The organism is Yinghuangia sp. YIM S10712 (assembly GCF_051388935.1).
Classification (GTDB): domain Bacteria; phylum Actinomycetota; class Actinomycetes; order Streptomycetales; family Streptomycetaceae; genus Yinghuangia.
Map to the genome: position 1 here is coordinate 1 of NZ_JBPKBI010000029.1, position 19,843 is coordinate 19,843.

Consider the following 19,843-nt stretch of genomic DNA (forward strand, 5'->3'; position numbering starts at 1 on the left):
CCTCTCCGGCAACCTGTGCCGCTGCACCGGCTACCAGGGCATCATCAACGCCGTCCGCGCCGCCGCCGACGCCATCGCCCAAGGCGACACCTGAGAAGTCCCGCCGCCCGGGCCCCGACCGCAGGTGTGACGCTGCCGATCGACGCCGGCGCCCTGACCAAGTAACACCGAGTCCGCGCGCTACGTGGAGGTTTTGTGAGTACTGCCGACGAGGTGTACTGGGATCCGTACGACCACACGCTGGTGCGGGACCCGTACCCGATCTACAAGCGCATGCCGAAAGGCGCGAACTGATGTCCGACCACTGGAAAGCCACCGTCGACCAGCGGGTGTGCGTGCGCACAGGCCTGTGCGCGGCCACCGCCCCCGGTGAGTTCGACCTCGACGAGCGCGGCCAGGGACGCGCGACCGCCGACCCGCTCCCGGCCACGCAGGCCGTACGCGACGCCGCCGAGTCGTGCCCCGTCGAAGCCATCACCCTCAGCGACGCGACCACGGGAGAACGCGTCTTCCCACCGCAGTGACACGTCTGTTCCGAGGCGGCGATGTCGAACGCCCTGCCGGGTCGACACCGCCTCCTTCGGCATGCGTGCCGGGGTTGAGCCACCCCTGGCCACCTGTGTGCGGGCACCTGGTTGCCTGGCAACGCCCGGAACAAGGCAACTGCTGCAACAAGTGGCAACCGGTGGCCGAGGAGGGTTCCCGGGGGTTGTGCTGTCGCCCACTCTCCGGCGACGACGAACGCGAGCAATGGACTTGGCGTCGTCACCGCGTCTGCGCCCCGGCCCGTCGACGGCCACGCAAGCGCGGTCGAGGCTCGTGAGGGATTCCGGTTCCACCGCCAGGAAGGGAACTTCCCGTGAATTTGCTTCGCTCCAGACGCCGCACCGCGGTGCTGCTCGCCATAGCCGCCGGGCTCGTCTTCACCGGCTGCACGACCGAGGAAAAGGACGCCGCCGACAGCGGTTCGCAGTCGGGCGGTCCCGCGCCGGTGGCCCGGGTGGCGCCGGGGGTGACGGACGACAGCATCAAGATCGGTGTGGCCTACCCGGACCTGACCGCGGCCAAGCAGTTCATCAAGACCGATCACGGTGACTACCAGGCGACGTTCAACGCGCTGATCAAGAAGGTCAACGACGCGGGCGGCATCAACGGCCGCAAGATCGTGCCCGTGTTCGGGGCCATCAACGTCCTGTCCCCGGCGGCGGCGCAGGAGACCTGCGTCAAGCTCACGCAGGACGAGAAGGTCTTCGCGGTGATCGGGTCGTTCAACGCCAACGAGCCGCTGTGCTACGTGCAGACCAACAAGACCGCGGTCATCGGCGGTCCGCTCACCGCGAAGAACTACGCGCAGGCACAGGCCCCCTGGTTCTCCGACCAGCGCGGCGGAGACGAAGTCGCCGACGCCATGGCGCTGTTCAACCAGGGCAACGCACTGGTCGGGAAGAAGGTCGCCGTCGTCGCGCCGGTCAACGAGGAGGCGCTCGTCAAGGAGATCGTCGTCCCGGCGCTGCAAAAGCTCGGCATCACCCCGGTCGAGACCGCCCTCGGCGACGCGAGCAACCGCGACGCCGCCGCCGTCGCCCAGCAGATGGGTGTCTTCATCCAGAAGTTCCAGGCGTCCGGCGCCGACACCGTGGTCGTGGTCGGCGGGTCCGGCGGGGAGTTCCCCAAGCAACTGGAGAAGACGTCGTACCGGCCCCGCCTGCTGTTCACCAGCACCAGCCAGGTGGGCACGTACCTCAACGACCCCTCGGCCAAGCACGACTACTCCACCATGAACAACGCGTCCGCGGTCGCGCTGAACACCCTGTGGAGCGAGCCCCGGCTCCAGGAGTGTGTGGCCGCCGTCGAGGCGGCGATCCCCGACCTGAAGGGCAAGCTGACCGACCCGCTGCTCCTGCCGCCCGGCGAGCCGCAGCCGCAGGTCTCCGTCGACACCGCGTGCCGCACGCTGTCGCTCTTCCAGTCGATCGCCGAGAAGGCCGGCCGCGACCTCAACTACGAGACCTTCCAGAACGCCGGCCTCTCCCTGGGGAGTTACCAGAACCCGCGCATGGTCGACAAGGCGAACTACACCCGCGAGAACCCGCACGGCGCGATCCCGGCCGTGCTGTGGAACTACGACCCTGCCAGCCGCAAGTTCGTCGTGGCGGCCCGCTGATCCGAGGCCCCGCGCGTTCTCGCCGCCGCCCGGCCGTACAGCACGACGGCCGGGCGGCCCGTCGCACGACACGACGTACGCAACGTCGGACACGCGCCTCGGCTGTGTCGTGACCGGCATCGACACGACCGCCGAGCTCTCCGGTGAACGCGTCGCACGGACCGGCCGCACCGGCGACGCGACGACGCCCGCGCGACGCCGACGCGGACTTCGGTCACTCGTCGGGCAAGGGCGGGACCGCGCCCGGGGTTTCGGTCGCCTTCAGGTGCCGCAGGAAGCGGTCGATGAGGGCGGCGGCCTCGGCGTGGCCCGTCGTCAGGCCGAGTTGGCTTTCCAGGACGAGAAGAGTCGAGACGGATTGCAGGAGGAAGGCCGCCGCCGCGGGCGGAAGAGTCTGCGTGTCGACGCCGTGCTCGCGGAGCAGACGTGACAGTGCCTCGACCTGGATCTGGCGTGACCGCTCGGTGTGGGCGGCGAGCTCCGCCCTGATGGCCTTGCGGTGGTTCGCGAAGGCCGCGAACTCCGCGATCAGTGCCGTGCCGTCGGGGTCGCGGCTGAGGTCCCACAGCGCCTGGAGCGGCTCGTCGGAGGCCAGGGCCTGCCTTTGGCGGCGGAGTGCGGCCTCGGCCCTGTCGCGGAAGAGCCGCAGGAACAGGTCGTCCATGGTGGGGAAGTAGTAGTGCACAAGCGACGGTTTGACACCGGCCCGCGCGGCGACCCGGCGGGACGTCGCGGCCGCGTAGCCTTCCTCGACCATGATCTGCGCCGCGGCCCGGAGCAGGGCGTCCCGCGTCCTGGGGTCCTGGGAGGCGGGCCCTCGGCGCGCCCTGGTCATGACGCCTTCTCCGTCCTGCGCATCGTGCGGACACCGCCGCCGGAGAAAGCGCCTCCAGCGGGGACGCGCCACCGGCAATCGGGCCATCGTACCGGCCGCGGCGGCGGGGGCCGGCGAGTGTGCGGGGGCGCCTCGCGTACGGCCGGTCGCGCACAATGGCCGGATGACGTCACCCCGCCGCATGGGCACCGAGCAGTCCGAGATGCGTCACCGTCTGCTGGACATCGCCGAGAGACTGATGGCGGAGGAGGGATACGCCGCGGTGGGTGTGCGCCGGCTGGCGCGCGAGGCCGACGTCACGCCCGCGCTGGTGCACTACTACTACCGGACACTGGACGACCTGCTGGTGGCGGTGTTCCGCAGGCGTGCCGAGAACGACTTCGCCCGGCAGACGGAGGCGTTGAACTCAAAGGACCCGGTGCGGGCGCTGTGGGAGCTGTGGAGCAGGCCGGCGGAGGCGGCGGTGACCGTGGAGTTCCTGGCGCTGGCCAACCACCGCGAGGCCGTCCGGGTCGAACTGGCCGCGTACGCCGAGCGGCACCGGGCCTTCCAGGTCACGGCCCTGGAAAAGGTGTACGCGGCGCGCGGGGGCAGCCCCTACGACATGTCGGCGACGGATGCCGTCGTCCTGCTCACGGCCGTCTCCCGGTCGCTGGCCCAGGAACAGGCCATGGGCGTGAGCGCCGGACACGGGGACATCCTCGCCGTGGTCGAGCGGTTCATCCGCGAGAACACCGCAGGCGGCTGAGCCGCGAGGCTGACCGAGGCTCCACGACCGGGAGTTCGACGCGCGCACGCTGTGGCGGATGTCCGTTCCCCGGCCGGAAAAAGTTCCGTGACAAACGACACCACCGTCGGTGTCGGACCTGGCGGACGTTGACGCTGCCGACCGGCGCTGGTAGACACTGTGCCCAATGCTGAACGGGCGCCCAATAAGTTTGCCCGGGGTCATATCCACGCCGCACGCCTCACCCCGAGCCGTCGACGAGCGAATGGAAGCCGAACGATGAGCGACTACGAGCCCAAGGATTTCTTCACCGATCTGTCCGTGGTGACCGATCCGTACCCGCACTTCGACGAACTGCGTGCCCGATGCCCGGTGCACCCGGCCAAGCACCCCGGCGTCCTGGAGGTCACCGGGTACGACGAGGCGGTCGAGATCTACCGCGACAACGAGGCCTTCTCCTCCTGCAACTCGCTGGGCGGGCCCTTCCCGGGCCTTCCGGTCGAGGTCGAGGGCGACGACATCGGCGCCCTGATCGAGCAGTACCGCGACCTCATGCCGATGAGCGAATTCCTGGTGACGATGGACGGAGCCGCCCACAGCGCGAGCCGCGGGCTCCTGCGGCGGCTCCTCACGCCGAACCGTCTCAAGGAGAACGAGGAGGCGATGTGGCACATCGCCAATCGGTACCTGGACGAGTTCATCTCCACGGGGGAGTGCGAGGTCTTCCGGGACTACGTCAGCTCGTTCTCGAACGAGGTCATCGCCGACCTCCTCGGCGTCCCCGAGGAGGACCGCCCCGAATTCCGCGAAAAGCTGGAAGAGGGGAAGTCCCTGCCCTCCGTGGAGGACACCGAGAAGGTCCTGTCGCACAACCCGCTGGAGTACCTGCACCAGCGCTTCGCCGCCTACGTCGAAGACCGCCGCCGAGCGCCGCGGAACGACGTCCTCACGCAACTGGCCACGGCCACCTACCCGGACGGGTCCCTGCCCGAGGTGGACGAGATCGTGCGGACCTCGACGTTCCTGTTCGCGGCCGGAGGCGACACCACGGGCCGCCTGATCACCGCGGCGCTGCGCATCGTGGCCGAACGCCCCGACATCCAGGCCCAGTTGCGTGCCGACCGCAGCCTCATCCCGGCGTTCATCGAGGAGGTGCTGCGGCTGGAGAGCCCGACGATGAGCGACTTCCGGATGGCCCGCAAGACCACCGAGGTGGGCGGAGTCCGAATTCCCGCCGGCACCACGGTGATGATCCACCCCGGCGCCGCGAACCGGGACTCCCGGCGTTTCCCGGACCCCGAGGAACTGCGGATCGACCGCCCGAACGTCCGCGAGCACATCGCCTTCGGCCGGGGCAACCATTCCTGCCCCGGCGGCCCGCTCGCCCGCGTCGAGGCGAAGGTGACCCTCGAATGCTTCCTGAACCGAACCACCGACATCCGGATCTCCGAAGCCGAGCACGGCCCGGCGGAGGCGCGGCGGTTCACGTACGAACCCCTTTACATCCTGCGGGGACTGGCCGAACTCCACCTCCGGTTCACGCCCGTCGGCTGAAGCGCGGCCGGGGTCGCCCCGAGGAAAGCCGAACACCACCAACCAGCAGAGGTACAACGTGCGAGTATCCGTTGATCACGAACTGTGCGAGTACAACGCCCTGTGCGTCCCCTTGGCGCCCACTGTGTTCGCGCTGAGCGACGACGACGAGCTGACAGTGCTTGACGAGAATCCCGACGAGAGCCTTCGCTCCCAGGTGACCGCCGCCGCGGCCACCTGCCCCAGGCAGGCCATCAGCGTCACCGAGGACTCGACACCCGGATGACGGCCCGGTCCGCGGCTCGCCCCGGTGCGGCCACGTCCGGTTCCGCGGATCGACAGTCCTGTTGCCCCTGACGTCCCGCACAGGCAACAGGACTGCGGATCATCGGATCCGGCGTTCACCGGTGATTCGCACCTTGGGCCTTGCCGCGGCCTTGCCGTGCAGGTCGGCTTCGGCGGCGGGGATCGCTCCGCCGGCGAGGACGGCGGTGCGTTGGCGCGCGGACAGCCGGTGGGTCACCTGGTAGTCCTCGCCCTTGGTCTCGTTGTGCAGCGTCAGCCTGGGACCCGCAGTGGCATCCGCGAGCGCGGTGCGCAGGTGGCCGAGGCGCAGTTGGTCGCCCTGGTCGATGCGGTCGTAGTCGGCGGGGTCGGTGAACTCCAGGGCGAGGACGCCGAAGTTGGCGAGGTTCTGCCAGTGGATGCGCGCGTACGACTTCGCCACGACGCCGCGCAGGCGCAGCAGGCGGGGTGTGATCGCGGCGTGTTCCCGCGAGGACCCTTGGCCGTAGTTGTCTCCGGCGACCAGCAGGTGGTCGCCGGCCTCGCGGGCGCGCTCGGGGTAGCGGGGGTCGATCCGCGTCAGGGTGAAGCGGGCGAGTTCCGGCAGGTTGGACCGGTACGGCAGGGCCTGCGCCCCGGCCGGGGAGATCTCGTCGGTGGACACGTTGTCGCCGAGCTTCAGCAGGGCCGGCCCGCGGAGTTCGTCCGGCAGCGGGTCGAGGTCGGGCAGCGCCGAGATGTTGGGGCCGCGGACGAGTTCGACGTCGGCGGCCTCTCGGGGCGGCAGCGGCGGTTCGAGCATCGCGTTGTTGACCGAGGCGTGTTCCGGCAGGTCGAGGCGCGGCGGGTCGACGTCTTCGCGCAGGGCCCACGCGCGCGGGTCGGTGATGTGTCCGGCAAGCGCGGAGGCCGCCGCGGTCTCCGGCGAGCACAGCCACACCGCGTCGTCCGCCGTGCCGGAACGGCCCGGGAAGTTGCGCGGGAAGGTCCGCAGCGAGTTCTGCCCGACGGCGGGTGCCTGCCCCATGCCGATGCAGCCGAGGCACCCCGCCTGGTGGATGCGCGCACCGGCGGCGATCAGGTCGAACGTCGCCCCCATGAGGGTCAGGTCCTGGAGGATCTCGCGCGATGTCGGGTTGACGTCGAAACTGACCTCCTTTGACGTCTGGCGGCCTTTGACCATGGCCGCGGCGACGGCGAAGTCGCGCAGCCCCGGGTTCGCGGAGGAACCGATGACGACCTGGCCGATCGGCGTGCCGGCGGCCTCGCGTACCGGCACCACGTTGCCGGGCGAGGTGGGCTTGGCGACCAGCGGTTCGAGCGACGCGAGGTCGATGCGCTCGGTCAGGTCGAAGCGGCTGCCCGGTTCCGCGGCGAGCGGGATGAAGTCGTCCTCGCGGCCTTCCGAGCGCAAGAACGTACGGACCGCTTCGTCGGACGGGAAGACACTCGCGGTGGCGCCGAGTTCGGCACCCATGTTGGCGATCACGTGCCGGTCCATCGCGGACAGGCAGGACAGTCCGGGGCCGTGGTATTCCAGGACGCGGTCGACCCCGCCCTTGACGCCGTGCCGCCGCAGGAGTTCGAGGATGGCGTCCTTCGCACCGACCCAGTCCGGCAGTTCGCCGTCCAGCCGGATGCCCCAGATCTGCGGCATGCGCAGGTGCAGCGGCTCACCGGCCATGGCCAGCGCGACGTCGAGGCCGCCCGTACCGACGGCCAGCATGCCCAGGGAACCTGCCGCGCACGTGTGCGAGTCGGATCCGATCAGCGTCTTGCCCGGTATGCCGAAACGCTGCATGTGGGTGGGGTGGGAGACGCCGTTGCCGGGTTTGGAGTACCACAGCCCGAAACGCCGGGCGGCGGAGCGGAGGAAGACGTGGTCCTCCGCGTTGCGCTCGTCGGCCTGAAGGATGTTGTGATCGACGTACTGCACGCTCAGCTCGGTGCGCACACGCTCCAGGCCCAGGGCTTCGAGCTCCTGCATCACCAGGGTCCCGGTTGCATCCTGGGTGAGGGTCTGGTCCACGCGCAGCGCGATCTCCTCACCCGCCACCATGCGGCCCTCGACCAGGTGGGCGGCGATGAGCTGCTGCGTCACAGTCCGCGGAGAAAAGGAAGTCAACGGCCCGGTCTCCTGTGCCTGGGCGATTGCTGCTCGACCGCCGGCGGAACCCGCGGCGTACGCTCGGCCCCTCGGGGGCCGGATGTGGTCGCCACCTCCGCCGTGCCGAGACACCTCACCCTCGCACCTGCCCGACCCGGCCGCACCTATACCTCCGCGCGCCCCACGGATGGGCGGACCGAAAGAGCCGCGCCTGCCGGTCGGCGTGCTCTTTCCTGATCTCCGCATACGTTCACGCAGCGGCACGAACCGTGGACGCTGTGAAGCGGTTGCTCCCAGGCCGGGTGCTGCGCAGCACCGCGCTGCGCAGCACCGCGCTGCGCAGCACCGCGGTGGGCGAAACGCTGCGGCCGAATCGGTTGGCACTGCCGGTGTTCGCCTCGGACCCGTCGTCCCCGGTGGCGTATGCCACGTGGGAAGTCTTGCCGGTGCTCACTCTCGCCGCCTGGCCTACCCGCACCACACGACGTGGGTCGCGGCGGCGGTCGTGGTGCTGTCGCACCGGCGGGTGGTGTACGCATATTCGGGCGCAGCGCTGCCGTCTGCCTCGGCGAGCCCCCGGCCGACCAGCCCGGCCCCGGCACGCCTCTCCCCACCCATACGGCCGCCAAGACGACGGTCCGACCGGGTGAGGTTCCCCGCGGACCAGGCGTGGACGCGGGGCCGAGGGGCAGACGCGCCGCAGGCGCCCGACAAGGGATCTCCCCCTTCCGGCCTCGGCGCGCCAGGCGCGGCCCCGCCCTGTCGCCCCAACGGGGCCGCGCCACCGAAAGCCTCCTGGGTCTGCTGTCCCGGGCGCGGTGATCCCCCAATGGCCGCGGCGTCCCGGGCCGAAGCCGTCATGGCACCGAAGACCCAGGCGGCGCAAGGGAGTCCAGCGGCTGAACCGGCGTGGTGGTCACGACCTCGGTGTGGGGTCCTCGTCCGGTGGGGTGCCTGTGCCGCCGAGTTCGGGGGACAGGTACCCCGCGTCGGCGCCGTCGCGACCAGCGCACCCCGCTGACCCACGGTGGGCCTCATCAGGAATTTGTACGCACGGATCAACGCGGCCCACCTCCATCCCCCGAACGTCCCGACAACCGCGTATCACGCTGGCCAGGACGGCCGACAACGGCGGTCCGCCGAGGGGCGAACCGCCGCCCCCTGCCCTGCTCCGCAGGAGCTTCGTTCACCCCCACGTGACCGTGGGGGTACCCACGAAGAAGATCGGATGGCGGCGTGTCCCCCTGAGTCGTGGTGTGCCGTTGACATGACCCTCATTCGGAGCCGGTGCCATGGCGGTTTGGTCCGCTCGCCCACGAACTTCGTTTGCTGCCAACGCCGTCGAGTTCTGCCGCCGGGTGGGAGGCCGCCGAATCCCCGAGACCGTACGCGCGTCCATACACGGCGAAGCCCCCGCAACAGGCCGGACTCTCCTGACAACGGCAGCCGAGTTCGCGCGTCTCCAGAGGGCTCCGTCAAACGGTCTGAGGCAGTGGATCGCGGTCGGGTGATATGCCGGGCGGCGCCGACAAACGCCTGGCTTTGCGCTCCGCCTTCGGCTGACCCGGCGATGCAGAGAAGCATCGATGACCGCCATGCGCATCACGTACTGATATGCGCGCCGTGGGCGACACCGAGTAGGACTCAATGACGGTCTGTCGCTCGCGGGTGTCCGGTGCCGGCGAAGGTGATCCAGCAGGTGCCGCGGGCGACGTCCAGGAGATACCAAACACGGCCGCCGCCGGTCACCTCGATCTGCCATTGCTCGCAGGTCTGTCCGCGGTGGGTTCCGTGCGCAAGACCGCCCTTGAGACGGTGGTGCCGGGCTGTCCCGGTGCCGGGCCGTAGTCTTCGCCGTGGTCGTGGGTCAGCGCGGCCAGGAGTTCGGGATCGGAGTAGACCTCGGCGGTGTGCTGCCAGGCGATGAGCAACTGGGCGACGGACGCGCTGTTGCCGAGCGAGTCGGCGGCCCGCATGGTGTCGACCAGCTCGACGGCGAACGCGTGGAAGTCCGGCTCGGGCAGGAAGCGGACCCACGGGAATGCTTCCGGCAGTATGTCGAGCAGCAGTTCCATGCTGCCGGGCTCCCGGCGTGCCATCGCGGCCAGCATACGCGTGGCTGCCGACACCACCGTCTGATCCTGTTCGGCCCGCGCCGCGGTGGTGAGGACCAGATCCTCGCCGTCCCTGCGGTGCAGGAGCAGTCTCGGCGATTCCTGAAGCCGAGCGAGCGTCTGCTTGTTTTTGTTCACGAGCTCGGAGAAGTTCACGGCCGCGTTCTTGTTACCCATGACGTTGAAATTACTTCGAAACTTACCGCGGCGCCATCACCCGTTCGAGGGCAGTGGGTCATTGTCCGACGTAGACCAGGGCGGCGGACCCCATCGGGCCGGACGCCCTTGGCGGCAGCCGCGTTTGTGCGGTTGTGACTGACGGATTCTGTGGCGCATCCCTGTGTCCTGGTCGAAGCCTGTTCCTTGGGGGCGGGCGTCCGTAGGCTCGCGGTTGGCTGCGTGCCACCGACGCCCTGGGGAGGCCGCCATGTCCACCGTCCTGCGCATCTGCCCGCTGTGCGAAGCGACTTGCGGGCTTGTGCTCACGCTCGACGGCAACCGCGTCACGGCCGCCCGCGGTGACCGCGACGATGTCTTCAGCCGAGGTTTCATCTGTCCCAAGGGCGCCGCGTTTCCCCAGCTCGATGCCGACCCCGACCGCCTCACGGGCCCTCTCGTACGTGAGGACGGGGAGCTGCGGGAGGCCACGTGGGACGAGGCCTTCGACGTCATCGCCGCCCGTGTACGCCCGCTGATCGAGGAGTACGGCCCGGACGCCGTGGCCTTGGTCCTCGGCAATCCCAACGTCCACACCGTCGCCGGCGCCCTCTACCCGCGGCTGCTCCTGAGCGCCCTCGGCACCCGCAACTTCTTCACCGCCTCCACGGTCGACCAGATGCCCAAGCACGTCTCCAGCGGGCTGCTGTTCGGTGACGCCTCGGCGATTCCCGTGCCGGACCTCGACCGCACCGACCACCTCCTGATGCTCGGCGCCAACCCGCTGGACTCCAACGGCAGCCTGTGCACCGCCCCCGACTTCCCCGGCCGTCTCAAGGCGCTGCGAGCGCGGGGCGGGACCCTCACCGTCGTCGACCCCCGCCGTACCCGCACCGCCCGGATCGCCGACCGGCACCTCGCGATCCGCCCCGGGACCGACGCGCTCTTCCTCGCGGCGCTCGTCCACACGCTCTTCGCCGAAGACCTCACCCGGCTCGGCGACCTCGCCGCCCATGTGACAGGAGTCGCCGAAGTCCGCGAAGCGGTTCAGGAGTTCACTCCGGAGGCGGTCGCCGGGGCGTGCGATCTGGACGCCGACACCATCCGCTCCACCGCCCGCGAACTCGCCGCCGCTCCCGCCGCCGCAGTCTACGGACGCATGGGCTCGTCGACCGTCGCGCACGGAACCCTCGCCAACTGGCTTGTCGACGTCCTCAACATCCTCACCGGCAACCTCGACAGACCCGGCGGCGCCCTGTTCCCGCTCTCCGCCACCGCCCCCGCGCCCCGCGTCGCGGGCCCGGGAAAGGGCTTCACCCTCGGCCGTTGGACCAGCCGCGTCTCCGCGCACCCCGAGGTCAAGGGCGAACTGCCCATCGTGGCCCTCGCCGAGGAGATCGAGGTCCCGGGCGACGGACGCGTCAGGGCGCTGGTCACCGTCGCCGCGAACCCCGTCCTGTCCGTCCCCGACGGAGACCGCCTCGACGCGGTGCTGGACGCCCTGGACTTCATGGTCGCGGTCGACCCGTACCTCAACGAGACCACCCGGCACGCGGACGTCGTGCTTCCCCCGCCGCCGCCCTCGCAGAGCGCCCACTTCGACTACGCCCTGACCGGATTGGCGGTGCGCAACCAGGCCCGGTACAGCCCGGCCGTCCTGCCCCTCGCGCCCGGCCGCATGGACGAGTGCGAGATCCACGCGCGGCTGATCCTGGCCGTCTCCGGAAGGCACGGCGCGCCGCCCTTGGACGTCGACGAAGGCGCCGTCGAGTCCACCTTGGCCAAAGCCGTCGCCGACGAGCGGTCACCCGTCCACGGTCTGGACCCGAAGGCCGTGGCCGCCACCCTCACCGGGGACACCGGGCCCGAACGGCGCCTCGACATGATGCTGCGCCTCGGTCCGTACCGACTCACCCTCGACGCCCTGCGCGCGGCACCGCACGGCATCGATCTCGGCCCGCTCCAACCGAGACTTCCCGGGCTCCTCAAGACCCGCAGCGGGCGGATCGAGTTGTTCCCGGCGCCGATCGCAGCCGACCTGCCTCGGCTGCGCGCCGCCCTCGCGTCCGTTCCCGCCCCCGGCACGGTCCAACTCGTAGGACGGCGCCACCTGCGCTCCAACAACAGTTGGATGCACAACATCCCGGCGCTCACCGGCGGTTCCAACCGCTGCACCCTCCACGTCCACCCGGACGACGCCGTACGGCTCGGCCTCGCGGCCGGCGGCACCGCGCGGATCAAGGGAGACGGCGGAGAGGTGGAGGCCGAGGTGGAGATCACCGAAGGAGTACGCCCGGGCGTGGTCAGCCTGCCGCACGGCTGGGGCCACGACCGCCCCGGCACCCGGCTCGGAGTCGCCGCGGCCCACCCCGGCGTCAACGTGAACCAACTGCTCGACGGCACAAGGCTCGACCCCTTGTCCGGAACCGCCGTACTCAACGGCTTCCGCGTGCAGGTGTCGCCCGTACGCTGACCCGCGGCCGTGCCCGCATCGCACGGGCGCCCCCGTCGCAACCCTTCCCCCCGACCCGCGAAAAGTCTCGGCGGCCGTGCAACCGCGAGGCGCCGGACCCGGGTTTGGGGGAGTAGGGAGGTGCGAGTTGGGACCTGACGATGCAGCCGCGTTCCATGAGTTCGTCCGGTCGCAGTGGCCACGGCTGGTGCGGACCGCGTATCTGATGACCGGCGATCACGCGGAAGCCGAGGACGTGGCCCAGACCGCGTTGGCACGGGCCGGTGCCGCCTGGCGGCGGATCCAGGCGAGCGAGCGGCCGGACGCGTACGTGCGCCGGATCCTCGTCAACTGCAACAACAACCGCTTCCGCCGGAAACGGCCGGCACTGCTGTTCGGGGCGAAGACCCCCGACGTGCCCGCGCCGGACCCGACGCTGCTCGTGGACCAGCGCGACGCCCTGCGCACCGCACTGCTCAACCTGCCGCCCAGACAACGCGCCGCCGTCGTCCTGCGCTACTGGGAGGACCTGTCGGAGACCGAAGTCGCGCTGATCATGGGCTCCTCGGTCGGTACGGTCAAGAGCCAGGCGGCGCGCGGCCTGGCGAAGCTCCGCGCCGACCCGGCCCTCGCCGACGTCGCACCCGCGGGCGGGACCGGTTTACCGCCGACCGCCACCCAGGAAGACAGGCAGGAAGCCAGGAGGGAAAAGCAGCATGGACGGGCCTGACCACCGCACACAGGGCGACGCCGGCACCGCGGCGGAGCACTGGCTGCGCGCGCGGCTCACCGCACATGCGGACCAGGTTGCCGTGCCGCCGCCCGACATTCCGCGCATCGACGCCCGCCTTCGCGGCATCCGGCGCCGCCGAGCCGGGTGGGCGGCCTGCGCGGCCTCGGCGGTGACCGCCGCCGCAGTGGTGGCCGCGGTCGCGCTCGCGGGCAGCGGCGACGCCGGCGACGCGGCGAATCCGCTGCCCGCGCCCCCGGCCACGACGGTTCCGACGGAGACCGCGCCGACGACCCCGCCGGCGCCGACCGGCACCGCGATCGCGCCGGACCCGACAGGCACCGCGGTGGCGCCGCCCCCGCCCGGGAGTCCTCTCCCCGAAGCCACGAACACGACAGGCCAAGCCGAGACCACCACCGCACCGGGCACCTCGGCCACCCCCGGCGCCACAAAGCCCGGTGGCGCCGCCACGAAAGGCAACTCCCCGACCACCAGCGGGAGTTCCGGGAACGGCGGAAGCTCCGCAGTCAGCGCCTGCACCGACAGGAACGTCTCGATCATCGCATCGACCGAACCGCACGACTCCGGCAGGCACATCCTCCTCACGGCCACCAACACCGGTTCCACGAGCTGCACCCTCTACTTCTACCCGGACGTGGTCTTCGGCGACGGCTCCCACGACCCGGTCGGCCCGATGGAGTCACCGGCGGAGGTCGCGACGATCGCGCCGGGCAAGAAGGCGTACTCGGGCCTGCTCCTCTTCAAGCCCGGTGAACAGGTCGACCAGGTCACGTCGTTCGCCGTCAACCTCCGGAACAGCGACAACGACGGCTACACCGGCAACCCGATCGACGTGGCGATCCCCGCATCCCTCGGCGGCGCCCTGGACATCGGCCCCTACCCCGGCACGTTCTTCTGGAACACCGACCTCGCCGAGCTCAACAGGTACCTGTACGCGCGTTGACCATGTGACACACCGCTCCGACCACGAACCCGCCTGGCGGCCGACGCGCCCGGCGGGTTGGTCGTTCCGGGCTGTCGAACCGATGCGGGTGCCTGTCAGATCTCTTTCACATTGCCGCAATACAACGGGACTTCGCCGGTAACAGCGTGTGCCTGTACTGGGTGGCGACCCGCTGCGACGGCGGGGCGCGGCTAGGGTTCCGCCGCCGGGTGCCGAAGGCGTCGGCGGGGCTGGTCCGAGAGCCGCAGGCGGGGCCGCCGGCCCCGTTCCACGGCGGGAGAAAAGCCCGGGAGGCCAGGTCGATCCGGTACGTCCGGATCCCGGTCCCGGGAGCTGCTGTGACGATTCGTCAGAACTATCCGGGTGCAGGGCCGTTCGGACGGCGAGTGGCCGCTTCTTCGGCGGGCTGCCGCGGATCGGTTGTCTTACGTCGGCTCCGTTGCGGGCTCGTGCGCCCGATGCGGCACCCGTCTCACTTGTTTCCGCGTGTCCGGTTTTCCTCGTCCGGCACGCGGGGTTTCGGCGCTTCCTCGTAGCAGCGTCTCCCCGGCAAACGCCTCTTCAGCGGCGCCTTCGTCGCCGTGCCCTTCCCTCCTCGCGGAAAGGCTTCCCATGTCCACGATCAGCACCGGTTCCCCTCCGGCTCCTCCCGCGTCCGCCGCACAGACGGCCGATGCCGCGGACGCCGGCGACCTCGCGTCGTTCGGCTACCCGCAGCAACTGCGGCGCAACCTGGGCTCGTTCGCATCCTTCGCGGCCGGATTCTCGTTCGTGTCGATCCTGACCACCGTGTTCCAACTCTTCGCGTTCGGCTTCTCGTTCGGCGGGCCGGCGTTCTTCTGGACATGGCCCGTGGTGTTCGCCGGGCAGCTCCTGGTGGCCCTGTGTTTCGCCGAACTCGCCGCCCGCTACCCGATCGCGGGCTGCGTCTACCAGTGGTCGCGCCGCCTGTCGACGGGCGTTGTGGGATGGTTCGCGGGCTGGCTCATGCTCATCGGGCAGATCGTGTCGGTCGCGGCGGCGGCCATCGCCCTTCAGGTGGTGCTGCCGCGCATCTGGTCGGGCTTCCAGATCGTCGGCACCGACACGTCGTTGGCGTCGACCGACGGCGCGACGAACGCCGTCCTGCTCGGCTCGCTCCTGATCGTGGTCACGACCGTGATCACGGCGGTGGGCGTCAAGGTGATGTCGCTGGTCAACAGCGTCGGGGTGGCATGCGAACTGGTCGGCATCGTCCTGCTGATCATCCTGTTGTTCGGCCACGCCGAGCGCGGTCCGTCCGTGGTGGCCGAAACCGGCGGCGCGGGTGGCAGCGGCGGCTACTTCACGGCCTTCCTCGCGTCGGCGCTCATGGCCGCGTACGTGATGTACGGCTTCGACAGCGCGGGCGAACTGGCCGAGGAGACCAAGAACCCGCGCAAGACCGCGCCCAAGGCGATCGTGCGGGCCTTGGTTGCCTCCGGCGTCATGGGCCTGCTGTTGTTGCTCGGCGCGCTCATGGCGGCGCCGAGTGTGACCGACGGCGAACTCGCGGCAGGCGGACTGCCGTACGTCATCACCTCGCAGTTGGGCACCGGGCTCGGCAAAGCGCTGCTGGTCGACGTCGCGATCGCGATGTTCGTGTGCACGCTGGCGATCCAGACCGCCGCGACGCGGCTGGTGTTCTCGATGTCGCGCGACGGCGTGCTGCCGGCCTCCGGACGGCTCGCACGCGTGTCGCCGCGCACCGGCACCCCCGTGTTGCCGGCGCTGGTCGTGGGCGTCCTCGCGGCGGCACTGCTGGTGGTCAACATGGGACGCGCGGAGCTGTTCACGGCGTTGACATCGGTCGCGATCGTCCTGGTCTACGTCGCCTACCTGCTCGTGACGCTGCCCATGCTGATCGCCCGCAGGCGCGGCCGGCTGTCCCCGCACGAGGGCTTCTCGCTCGGCCGGTTCGGGCTGGTCGTCAACGTCGGGGCGGTCGCGTACGGGCTGCTCATGACGGTGAACATCGCCTGGCCGAGGGCCGAGGTGTACGACCCGGCCGGCGGCCACTGGTACCTGCGGTGGTTCGCGCCGTTGTTCGTGGCCGTCGCGGTGGCGGCGGGCGCGGCGGCGTACGCCCGGCTGCGCCGTGAACGCACGCGGGCCGCGGCCTCGGGCACGGCGGCTGCGGGGGTGGCGTCATGACCCCGGTCGAGCACACGACGCCCAGGCCGTCCGCGGGCGGCGCGGTCGCCGGACAGGCCGCGCACGGGCTGCCGTACGCCCACGACATCGCGGCCGGAAGTGCCTGGACGGTTCGCCTCGGGCGCCACCGCGCGCTGCGCCTGACCTGCCTGGACGACGGGGCGAACGCCGCGGTGCTGATGTTCGCCGCGTCCGATCCACTCGAAAGGCTGAATCTTCCGGACACGCTGAAGGCGCAGATGTCGGCGTGCGTGCGGCCACCGCTCGTCCTCATGTCGGACATGGGCCGAGCGCTGGCCTCCATGACCGGGTCGTCGCTCGACTGGCACGACGCGATCACCGGGCACAGCACGGACGCCCAGGTGCGCGCGCGCTTCGGAGCGTCGGACTACGCGGCCGACCGCAACGCGTGGCGGCGCAGCGCGCGGGCCGGGTTGCTGGACGAGCTGTGGAAGCACGGCCTCGGCAAACGCGATCTGCACGCGACGCTCAACTTGTTCACCAAGGTGGTGCCGGCGGGTGACGAGCGCGGCTCGCTGGCGTACGTCCCCGGGCACGCCCGGGCCGGTGACTGGGTCGAACTGCGCGCCGAACAAGACGTGTTGGTGATGCTGTCGACCGCACCGCACCCCATGGACCCGAACCCCGCCTGGGCCCCGGCGCGGCTGCGCGCGGACGTCTCGTCGGTACCCGAGCCCGGGCCCCGCGATCCGTCCCGGGTGTTCCGCCCCGAATCCGGCCGCGCGTTGGCGGCGGTGGAAAGGAGCCTGGCATGACGCTCACCGAAGCGGACGTGCTGGTGGATGTGACCGTGGGCGCGGGCGACGGCTGGATCGGCGAGATCCCGGCCGGTGCGCGGCTGCGGGTCGTCGACCTGTACGGAAACCAGGCCGTCGACACGTTGTTCTTCGACGCCCACGACCACGCCAACCGCTACAGCGCCGTCGACACGGTCCGCGAGCAGGGAGCGGTCTATCTGACCACCGGTTCCGTGCTGCTGTCGGTCGACTTGGACCCGCTGGCGACGATCGTCGACGACACCTGCGGGCGGCACGACACACTCGGCGGCGCCTGCGCGCAGGAGAGCAACGTGGTGCGCTACGGCGAGCACACGCGCCACCAGCACGCGTGCCGGACGACGTTCGTACGGCAGGCCATGGAGTGGGGACGCGGGCTGGACAAGCGTGACCTGACGCACAATGTCAACTTCTTCATGAACGTCCCGCTGACCCCCGAGGGCGGACTGACCTTCGAGGACGGTGTCTCGGCGGCCGGAAAGCACATCGAACTCCGGGCGGAGCGCGACCTGTTGGTGCTGGTGAGCAACTGCCCCCAGTTGAACAACCCGTGCAACGGCTACGACCCGACCCCGGTTCGCCTCGTGGGGTGGGCCCGGTGACCTTCGTACTCGACACCCCCGGTACAACTCCCGGCGCGATTTCTGCGCCCCTTGGCACACCGCCCGGCGCGATACGGGCCACGGCACAGGATGGGGCCGCCACGGAAGCGGCCCCAGCGCCGACACCGTGCTTCACGGTCATCGATCCCGGCGTCCAGACACTCGTCGTCGACCTTGGGGGCCGACGTGGCCTGTGGGGCGTGGGCGTGCCGCCGTCCGGCGCGTTCGACGACCGCTCCTTCGCGCTCGCCACCACCGCGGTCGGCAATCCCGCGACAGCGGCCGGGTTGGAGGCCGTGCTCCGAGGGCCGGTGCTGCGGTTCCTCCGACGGGCCCTGGTGTGCCTGACCGGAGCCGTGAACGAGGCGACGCTCGACGGCCGTCCGGTGCCGGCGGGCCGCGTGACGCGGGTCGAGCCCGGCCACGTGCTCGACATGGGCCACGCTCGCGGCCCGGGACTGCGGCAGTATCTCGCCGTCGGCGGCGGCATCGCGGTCCCCTCGGTGCTGGGCAGCCGGACGACGTTCCTGCTCGGCAAATTCGGCGGTCACCTCGGGCGGGCTTTGGCCGCCGACGACGTACTGCCGATCGGCTCGTCCGAGAACCTCGCGGCACCGGTCGACGTCACCGACGTGCTGCCGGAACTTGGGGACACCTGGGAGATCCGCGTCGTCGCGGGGCCGCACGGCGCGCCGGAACACCTGACGGACACCGGAGCCGCGGCGCTGTTCGCGGCGCAGTGGCGCGTCGACCACCGCGCCGACCGCACCGGAGTGCGCCTGGTCGGCCCGGCACCGGAGTGGGCGCGCGGCGACGGCGGCGAGGCGGGCCTGCACCCGAGCAACATCCACGACAGCGCCTATCCGGTGGGCGGGGTCATGCTGTCGGGCAACACACCGGTGATCGTGGGCCCCGACGGACCCAGCCTCGGCGGTTTCGTGGTCCCGGCGGTGGTGATCAGGGCCGACCGTTGGAAGCTCGCGCAGGCGCGACCGGACGACCGGGTGCGTCTGGTGCCGGTGTCGCCGGAGGAGGCCGAACGCGCCGACCGGGCCCGTGCCGCCGAACTCGCCGACCCTCGGGCGGCGTCCGCGTGGCGTGAGGTCTCCGGCGGGCACAGCTCCGACCAGCCGCCCCTGCCGACGCCCACGCGCGCCGACACCGCGGTCGCGGCCGACGATTCCGTCACCGAAATCCGCCCGGCCATCGATCCGACGCGTCCCGCACCGCTGCTCGAAGTCGCGGCGGACCGCGCGCGTCCCGCCCTGACCGTGCGCAGGGCGGGCGATCACCACGTCCTCGTCGAAGTGGGGCCTCCGCGACTGGATCTGACGGTGCGTCTCCAGGTGCACTTGCTGGCCCGTGCCCTTTCCGAGCGCCGTTTGCCGGGCATCACGGAAGCCGTGGAAGGCGTACGGTCACTGCTGCTCGCCTTCGCCCCCGAGGAACTGCGGCACGCCGTGCTCGCTGCCGAGATCGGCGAGGCGTGGCGTACGCTGCCCGACCCGCGAGACATCGAACTCCCGGTACGCGAAGTGGTGTTGCCGATATCACTGGACGACCCGGCCGCGCACGAGGCGATGGCGCGGTACGAGCGCGGGGTCCGCCCGGACGCGCCGTGGTGCCCCGACAACGTGGAGTTCATCCGGCGAGTCAACGATCTCCCGTCGCGCCAAGCGGTGTTCGACATCGTCGAGGCGGCGACGTACCTCGTCGTCGGCCTCGGGGACGTCTACCTGGGTGCGCCGGTCGCGGTGCCACTCGATCCACGGCACCGGCTCGTGACCACGAAATACGATCCGGCGCGGACCTGGACGCCGGAGAACGCGGTCGGCATCGGCGGCGTGTACCTGTGCGTGTACGGCATGGAGGGGCCGGGCGGATACCAGTTGGTCGGACGTACGATCCCGGTCTGGCGGCTCACCGGCGCCGACGGCGAAACCCCCTGGCTGCTGCGGCTGTTCGACCGCCTGCGGTTCCGCCCCGTCTCGGCCGACGAACTGCTGCGGCTCCGCGCCGACATCGCGACCGGCAAGGCCGGGCCGGAAGTCCGTGAGGCTACCCTCGGGTGGGACGACCTCACCGCCGCGAATGTGCTGACGACCAAACAACTGCGCAGCGACGCAGCGCAGTTCACCGCTCGCCGCGAAGCGGCGTTCGCGGCGGAACGTGAAAGGTGGGCCGCGCGTTGACGGTATGGATTTC

16 protein-coding genes are annotated in these 19,843 nt (G+C 70.8%); 12 read left to right on the forward strand and 4 right to left on the reverse strand.

The window, feature by feature from the left end; translation table 11 throughout:
* The first annotated feature begins 293 nt into the window (after positions 1-293).
* A complete protein-coding gene (locus tag ACRX5W_RS30830) occupies positions 294-524 on the forward strand; it encodes a ferredoxin (RefSeq protein WP_436791521.1) in 231 nt (76 codons plus the stop codon).
* 335 nt (positions 525-859) lie between these two features.
* Positions 860-2,164, forward strand: a complete 1,305-nt coding sequence (locus ACRX5W_RS30835; protein WP_436791678.1) for an ABC transporter substrate-binding protein — start codon at positions 860-862, stop codon at positions 2,162-2,164.
* Between the two features lie 214 nt (positions 2,165-2,378).
* Here the strand turns inward: ACRX5W_RS30835 and ACRX5W_RS30840 are convergent, their stop codons facing one another.
* Complete coding sequence (locus ACRX5W_RS30840) at positions 2,379-2,999, reverse strand: TetR/AcrR family transcriptional regulator (RefSeq protein WP_436791679.1); 621 nt, start codon at positions 2,997-2,999, stop codon at positions 2,379-2,381.
* A gap of 163 nt (positions 3,000-3,162) precedes the next feature.
* Here ACRX5W_RS30840 and ACRX5W_RS30845 point away from each other — a divergent pair, with 163 nt between their 5' ends.
* The 3 genes from ACRX5W_RS30845 (at position 3,163) to ACRX5W_RS30855 (ending at position 5,545) form a co-directional block, all read left to right on the forward strand.
* On the forward strand, positions 3,163-3,747 hold the full coding sequence (locus ACRX5W_RS30845; protein WP_436791680.1) for a TetR/AcrR family transcriptional regulator: 585 nt from the start codon (positions 3,163-3,165) through the stop codon (positions 3,745-3,747).
* A gap of 258 nt (positions 3,748-4,005) precedes the next feature.
* Positions 4,006-5,280, forward strand: a complete 1,275-nt coding sequence (locus ACRX5W_RS30850) for a cytochrome P450 (protein ID WP_436791681.1) — start codon at positions 4,006-4,008, stop codon at positions 5,278-5,280.
* A 58-nt stretch (positions 5,281-5,338) separates the two neighbouring features.
* On the forward strand, positions 5,339-5,545 hold the full coding sequence (locus ACRX5W_RS30855) for a ferredoxin (protein WP_436791682.1): 207 nt from the start codon (positions 5,339-5,341) through the stop codon (positions 5,543-5,545).
* Between the two features lie 99 nt (positions 5,546-5,644).
* Here the strand turns inward: ACRX5W_RS30855 and ACRX5W_RS30860 are convergent, their stop codons facing one another.
* From ACRX5W_RS30860 to ACRX5W_RS30870, 3 genes are all read right to left on the reverse strand, one after another.
* The gene (locus ACRX5W_RS30860; RefSeq protein ID WP_436791683.1) at positions 5,645-7,645 is read right to left on the reverse strand and encodes an aconitate hydratase; all 2,001 of its coding nucleotides are present in this window, start codon (positions 7,643-7,645) and stop codon (positions 5,645-5,647) included.
* Positions 7,646-7,901: 256 nt separating this feature from the next.
* Positions 7,902-8,081 (reverse strand): hypothetical protein, encoded by a 180-nt coding sequence (locus ACRX5W_RS30865; protein ID WP_436791684.1) that lies wholly within the window; start codon positions 8,079-8,081, stop codon positions 7,902-7,904.
* 1,315 nt (positions 8,082-9,396) lie between these two features.
* Positions 9,397-9,942 (reverse strand): hypothetical protein, encoded by a 546-nt coding sequence (locus ACRX5W_RS30870; RefSeq protein ID WP_436791685.1) that lies wholly within the window; start codon positions 9,940-9,942, stop codon positions 9,397-9,399.
* A 250-nt stretch (positions 9,943-10,192) separates the two neighbouring features.
* Between ACRX5W_RS30870 and ACRX5W_RS30875 the strand changes: the two genes are divergently transcribed.
* The 7 genes from ACRX5W_RS30875 to ACRX5W_RS30905 all read left to right on the forward strand — a co-directional run bounded on the left by ACRX5W_RS30875 (position 10,193) and on the right by ACRX5W_RS30905 (position 19,830).
* Positions 10,193-12,394, forward strand: a complete 2,202-nt coding sequence (locus tag ACRX5W_RS30875) for a molybdopterin-dependent oxidoreductase (protein WP_436791686.1) — start codon at positions 10,193-10,195, stop codon at positions 12,392-12,394.
* Between the two features lie 127 nt (positions 12,395-12,521).
* Complete coding sequence (locus tag ACRX5W_RS30880) at positions 12,522-13,103, forward strand: SigE family RNA polymerase sigma factor (protein ID WP_436791687.1); 582 nt, start codon at positions 12,522-12,524, stop codon at positions 13,101-13,103.
* A complete protein-coding gene (locus tag ACRX5W_RS30885; RefSeq protein ID WP_436791688.1) occupies positions 13,090-14,067 on the forward strand; it encodes a DUF4232 domain-containing protein in 978 nt (325 codons plus the stop codon). Before ACRX5W_RS30880 ends, ACRX5W_RS30885 begins: the two co-directional genes overlap by 14 nt.
* 612 nt (positions 14,068-14,679) lie before the next feature.
* Complete coding sequence (locus ACRX5W_RS30890) at positions 14,680-16,239, forward strand: amino acid permease (protein ID WP_436791689.1); 1,560 nt, start codon at positions 14,680-14,682, stop codon at positions 16,237-16,239.
* Entirely contained in the window at positions 16,236-17,015 is a 780-nt protein-coding gene (locus ACRX5W_RS30895; protein WP_436791690.1) for an urea amidolyase associated protein UAAP1, read from the forward strand. The genes ACRX5W_RS30890 and ACRX5W_RS30895 overlap by 4 nt, the downstream gene beginning before the upstream one ends.
* A complete protein-coding gene (locus ACRX5W_RS30900; RefSeq protein WP_436791691.1) occupies positions 17,012-17,638 on the forward strand; it encodes an urea amidolyase associated protein UAAP2 in 627 nt (208 codons plus the stop codon). Before ACRX5W_RS30895 ends, ACRX5W_RS30900 begins: the two co-directional genes overlap by 4 nt.
* Complete coding sequence (locus ACRX5W_RS30905; RefSeq protein ID WP_436791692.1) at positions 17,635-19,830, forward strand: 5-oxoprolinase/urea amidolyase family protein; 2,196 nt, start codon at positions 17,635-17,637, stop codon at positions 19,828-19,830. The genes ACRX5W_RS30900 and ACRX5W_RS30905 overlap by 4 nt, the downstream gene beginning before the upstream one ends.
* The last annotated feature ends 13 nt before the right edge of the window (positions 19,831-19,843 follow it).

What these genes read in the sequence shown, in the direction of transcription:
- ACRX5W_RS30900 (WP_436791691.1), top strand. Translation starts at nt 17,012, where the DNA reads ATGACGCTCACCGAAGCGGACGTGCTGGTGGATGTGACCGTGGGCGCG.
- ACRX5W_RS30895 (WP_436791690.1), top strand. Translation starts at nt 16,236, where the DNA reads ATGACCCCGGTCGAGCACACGACGCCCAGGCCGTCCGCGGGCGGCGCG.
- ACRX5W_RS30840 (WP_436791679.1), bottom strand. Translation starts at nt 2,999, where the DNA reads ATGACCAGGGCGCGCCGAGGGCCCGCCTCCCAGGACCCCAGGACGCGG.
- ACRX5W_RS30885 (WP_436791688.1), top strand. Translation starts at nt 13,090, where the DNA reads ATGGACGGGCCTGACCACCGCACACAGGGCGACGCCGGCACCGCGGCG.
- ACRX5W_RS30875 (WP_436791686.1), top strand. Translation starts at nt 10,193, where the DNA reads ATGTCCACCGTCCTGCGCATCTGCCCGCTGTGCGAAGCGACTTGCGGG.
- ACRX5W_RS30850 (WP_436791681.1), top strand. Translation starts at nt 4,006, where the DNA reads ATGAGCGACTACGAGCCCAAGGATTTCTTCACCGATCTGTCCGTGGTG.
- ACRX5W_RS30830 (WP_436791521.1), top strand. Translation starts at nt 294, where the DNA reads ATGTCCGACCACTGGAAAGCCACCGTCGACCAGCGGGTGTGCGTGCGC.
- ACRX5W_RS30845 (WP_436791680.1), top strand. Translation starts at nt 3,163, where the DNA reads ATGACGTCACCCCGCCGCATGGGCACCGAGCAGTCCGAGATGCGTCAC.
- ACRX5W_RS30870 (WP_436791685.1), bottom strand. Translation starts at nt 9,942, where the DNA reads ATGGGTAACAAGAACGCGGCCGTGAACTTCTCCGAGCTCGTGAACAAA.
- ACRX5W_RS30890 (WP_436791689.1), top strand. Translation starts at nt 14,680, where the DNA reads ATGTCCACGATCAGCACCGGTTCCCCTCCGGCTCCTCCCGCGTCCGCC.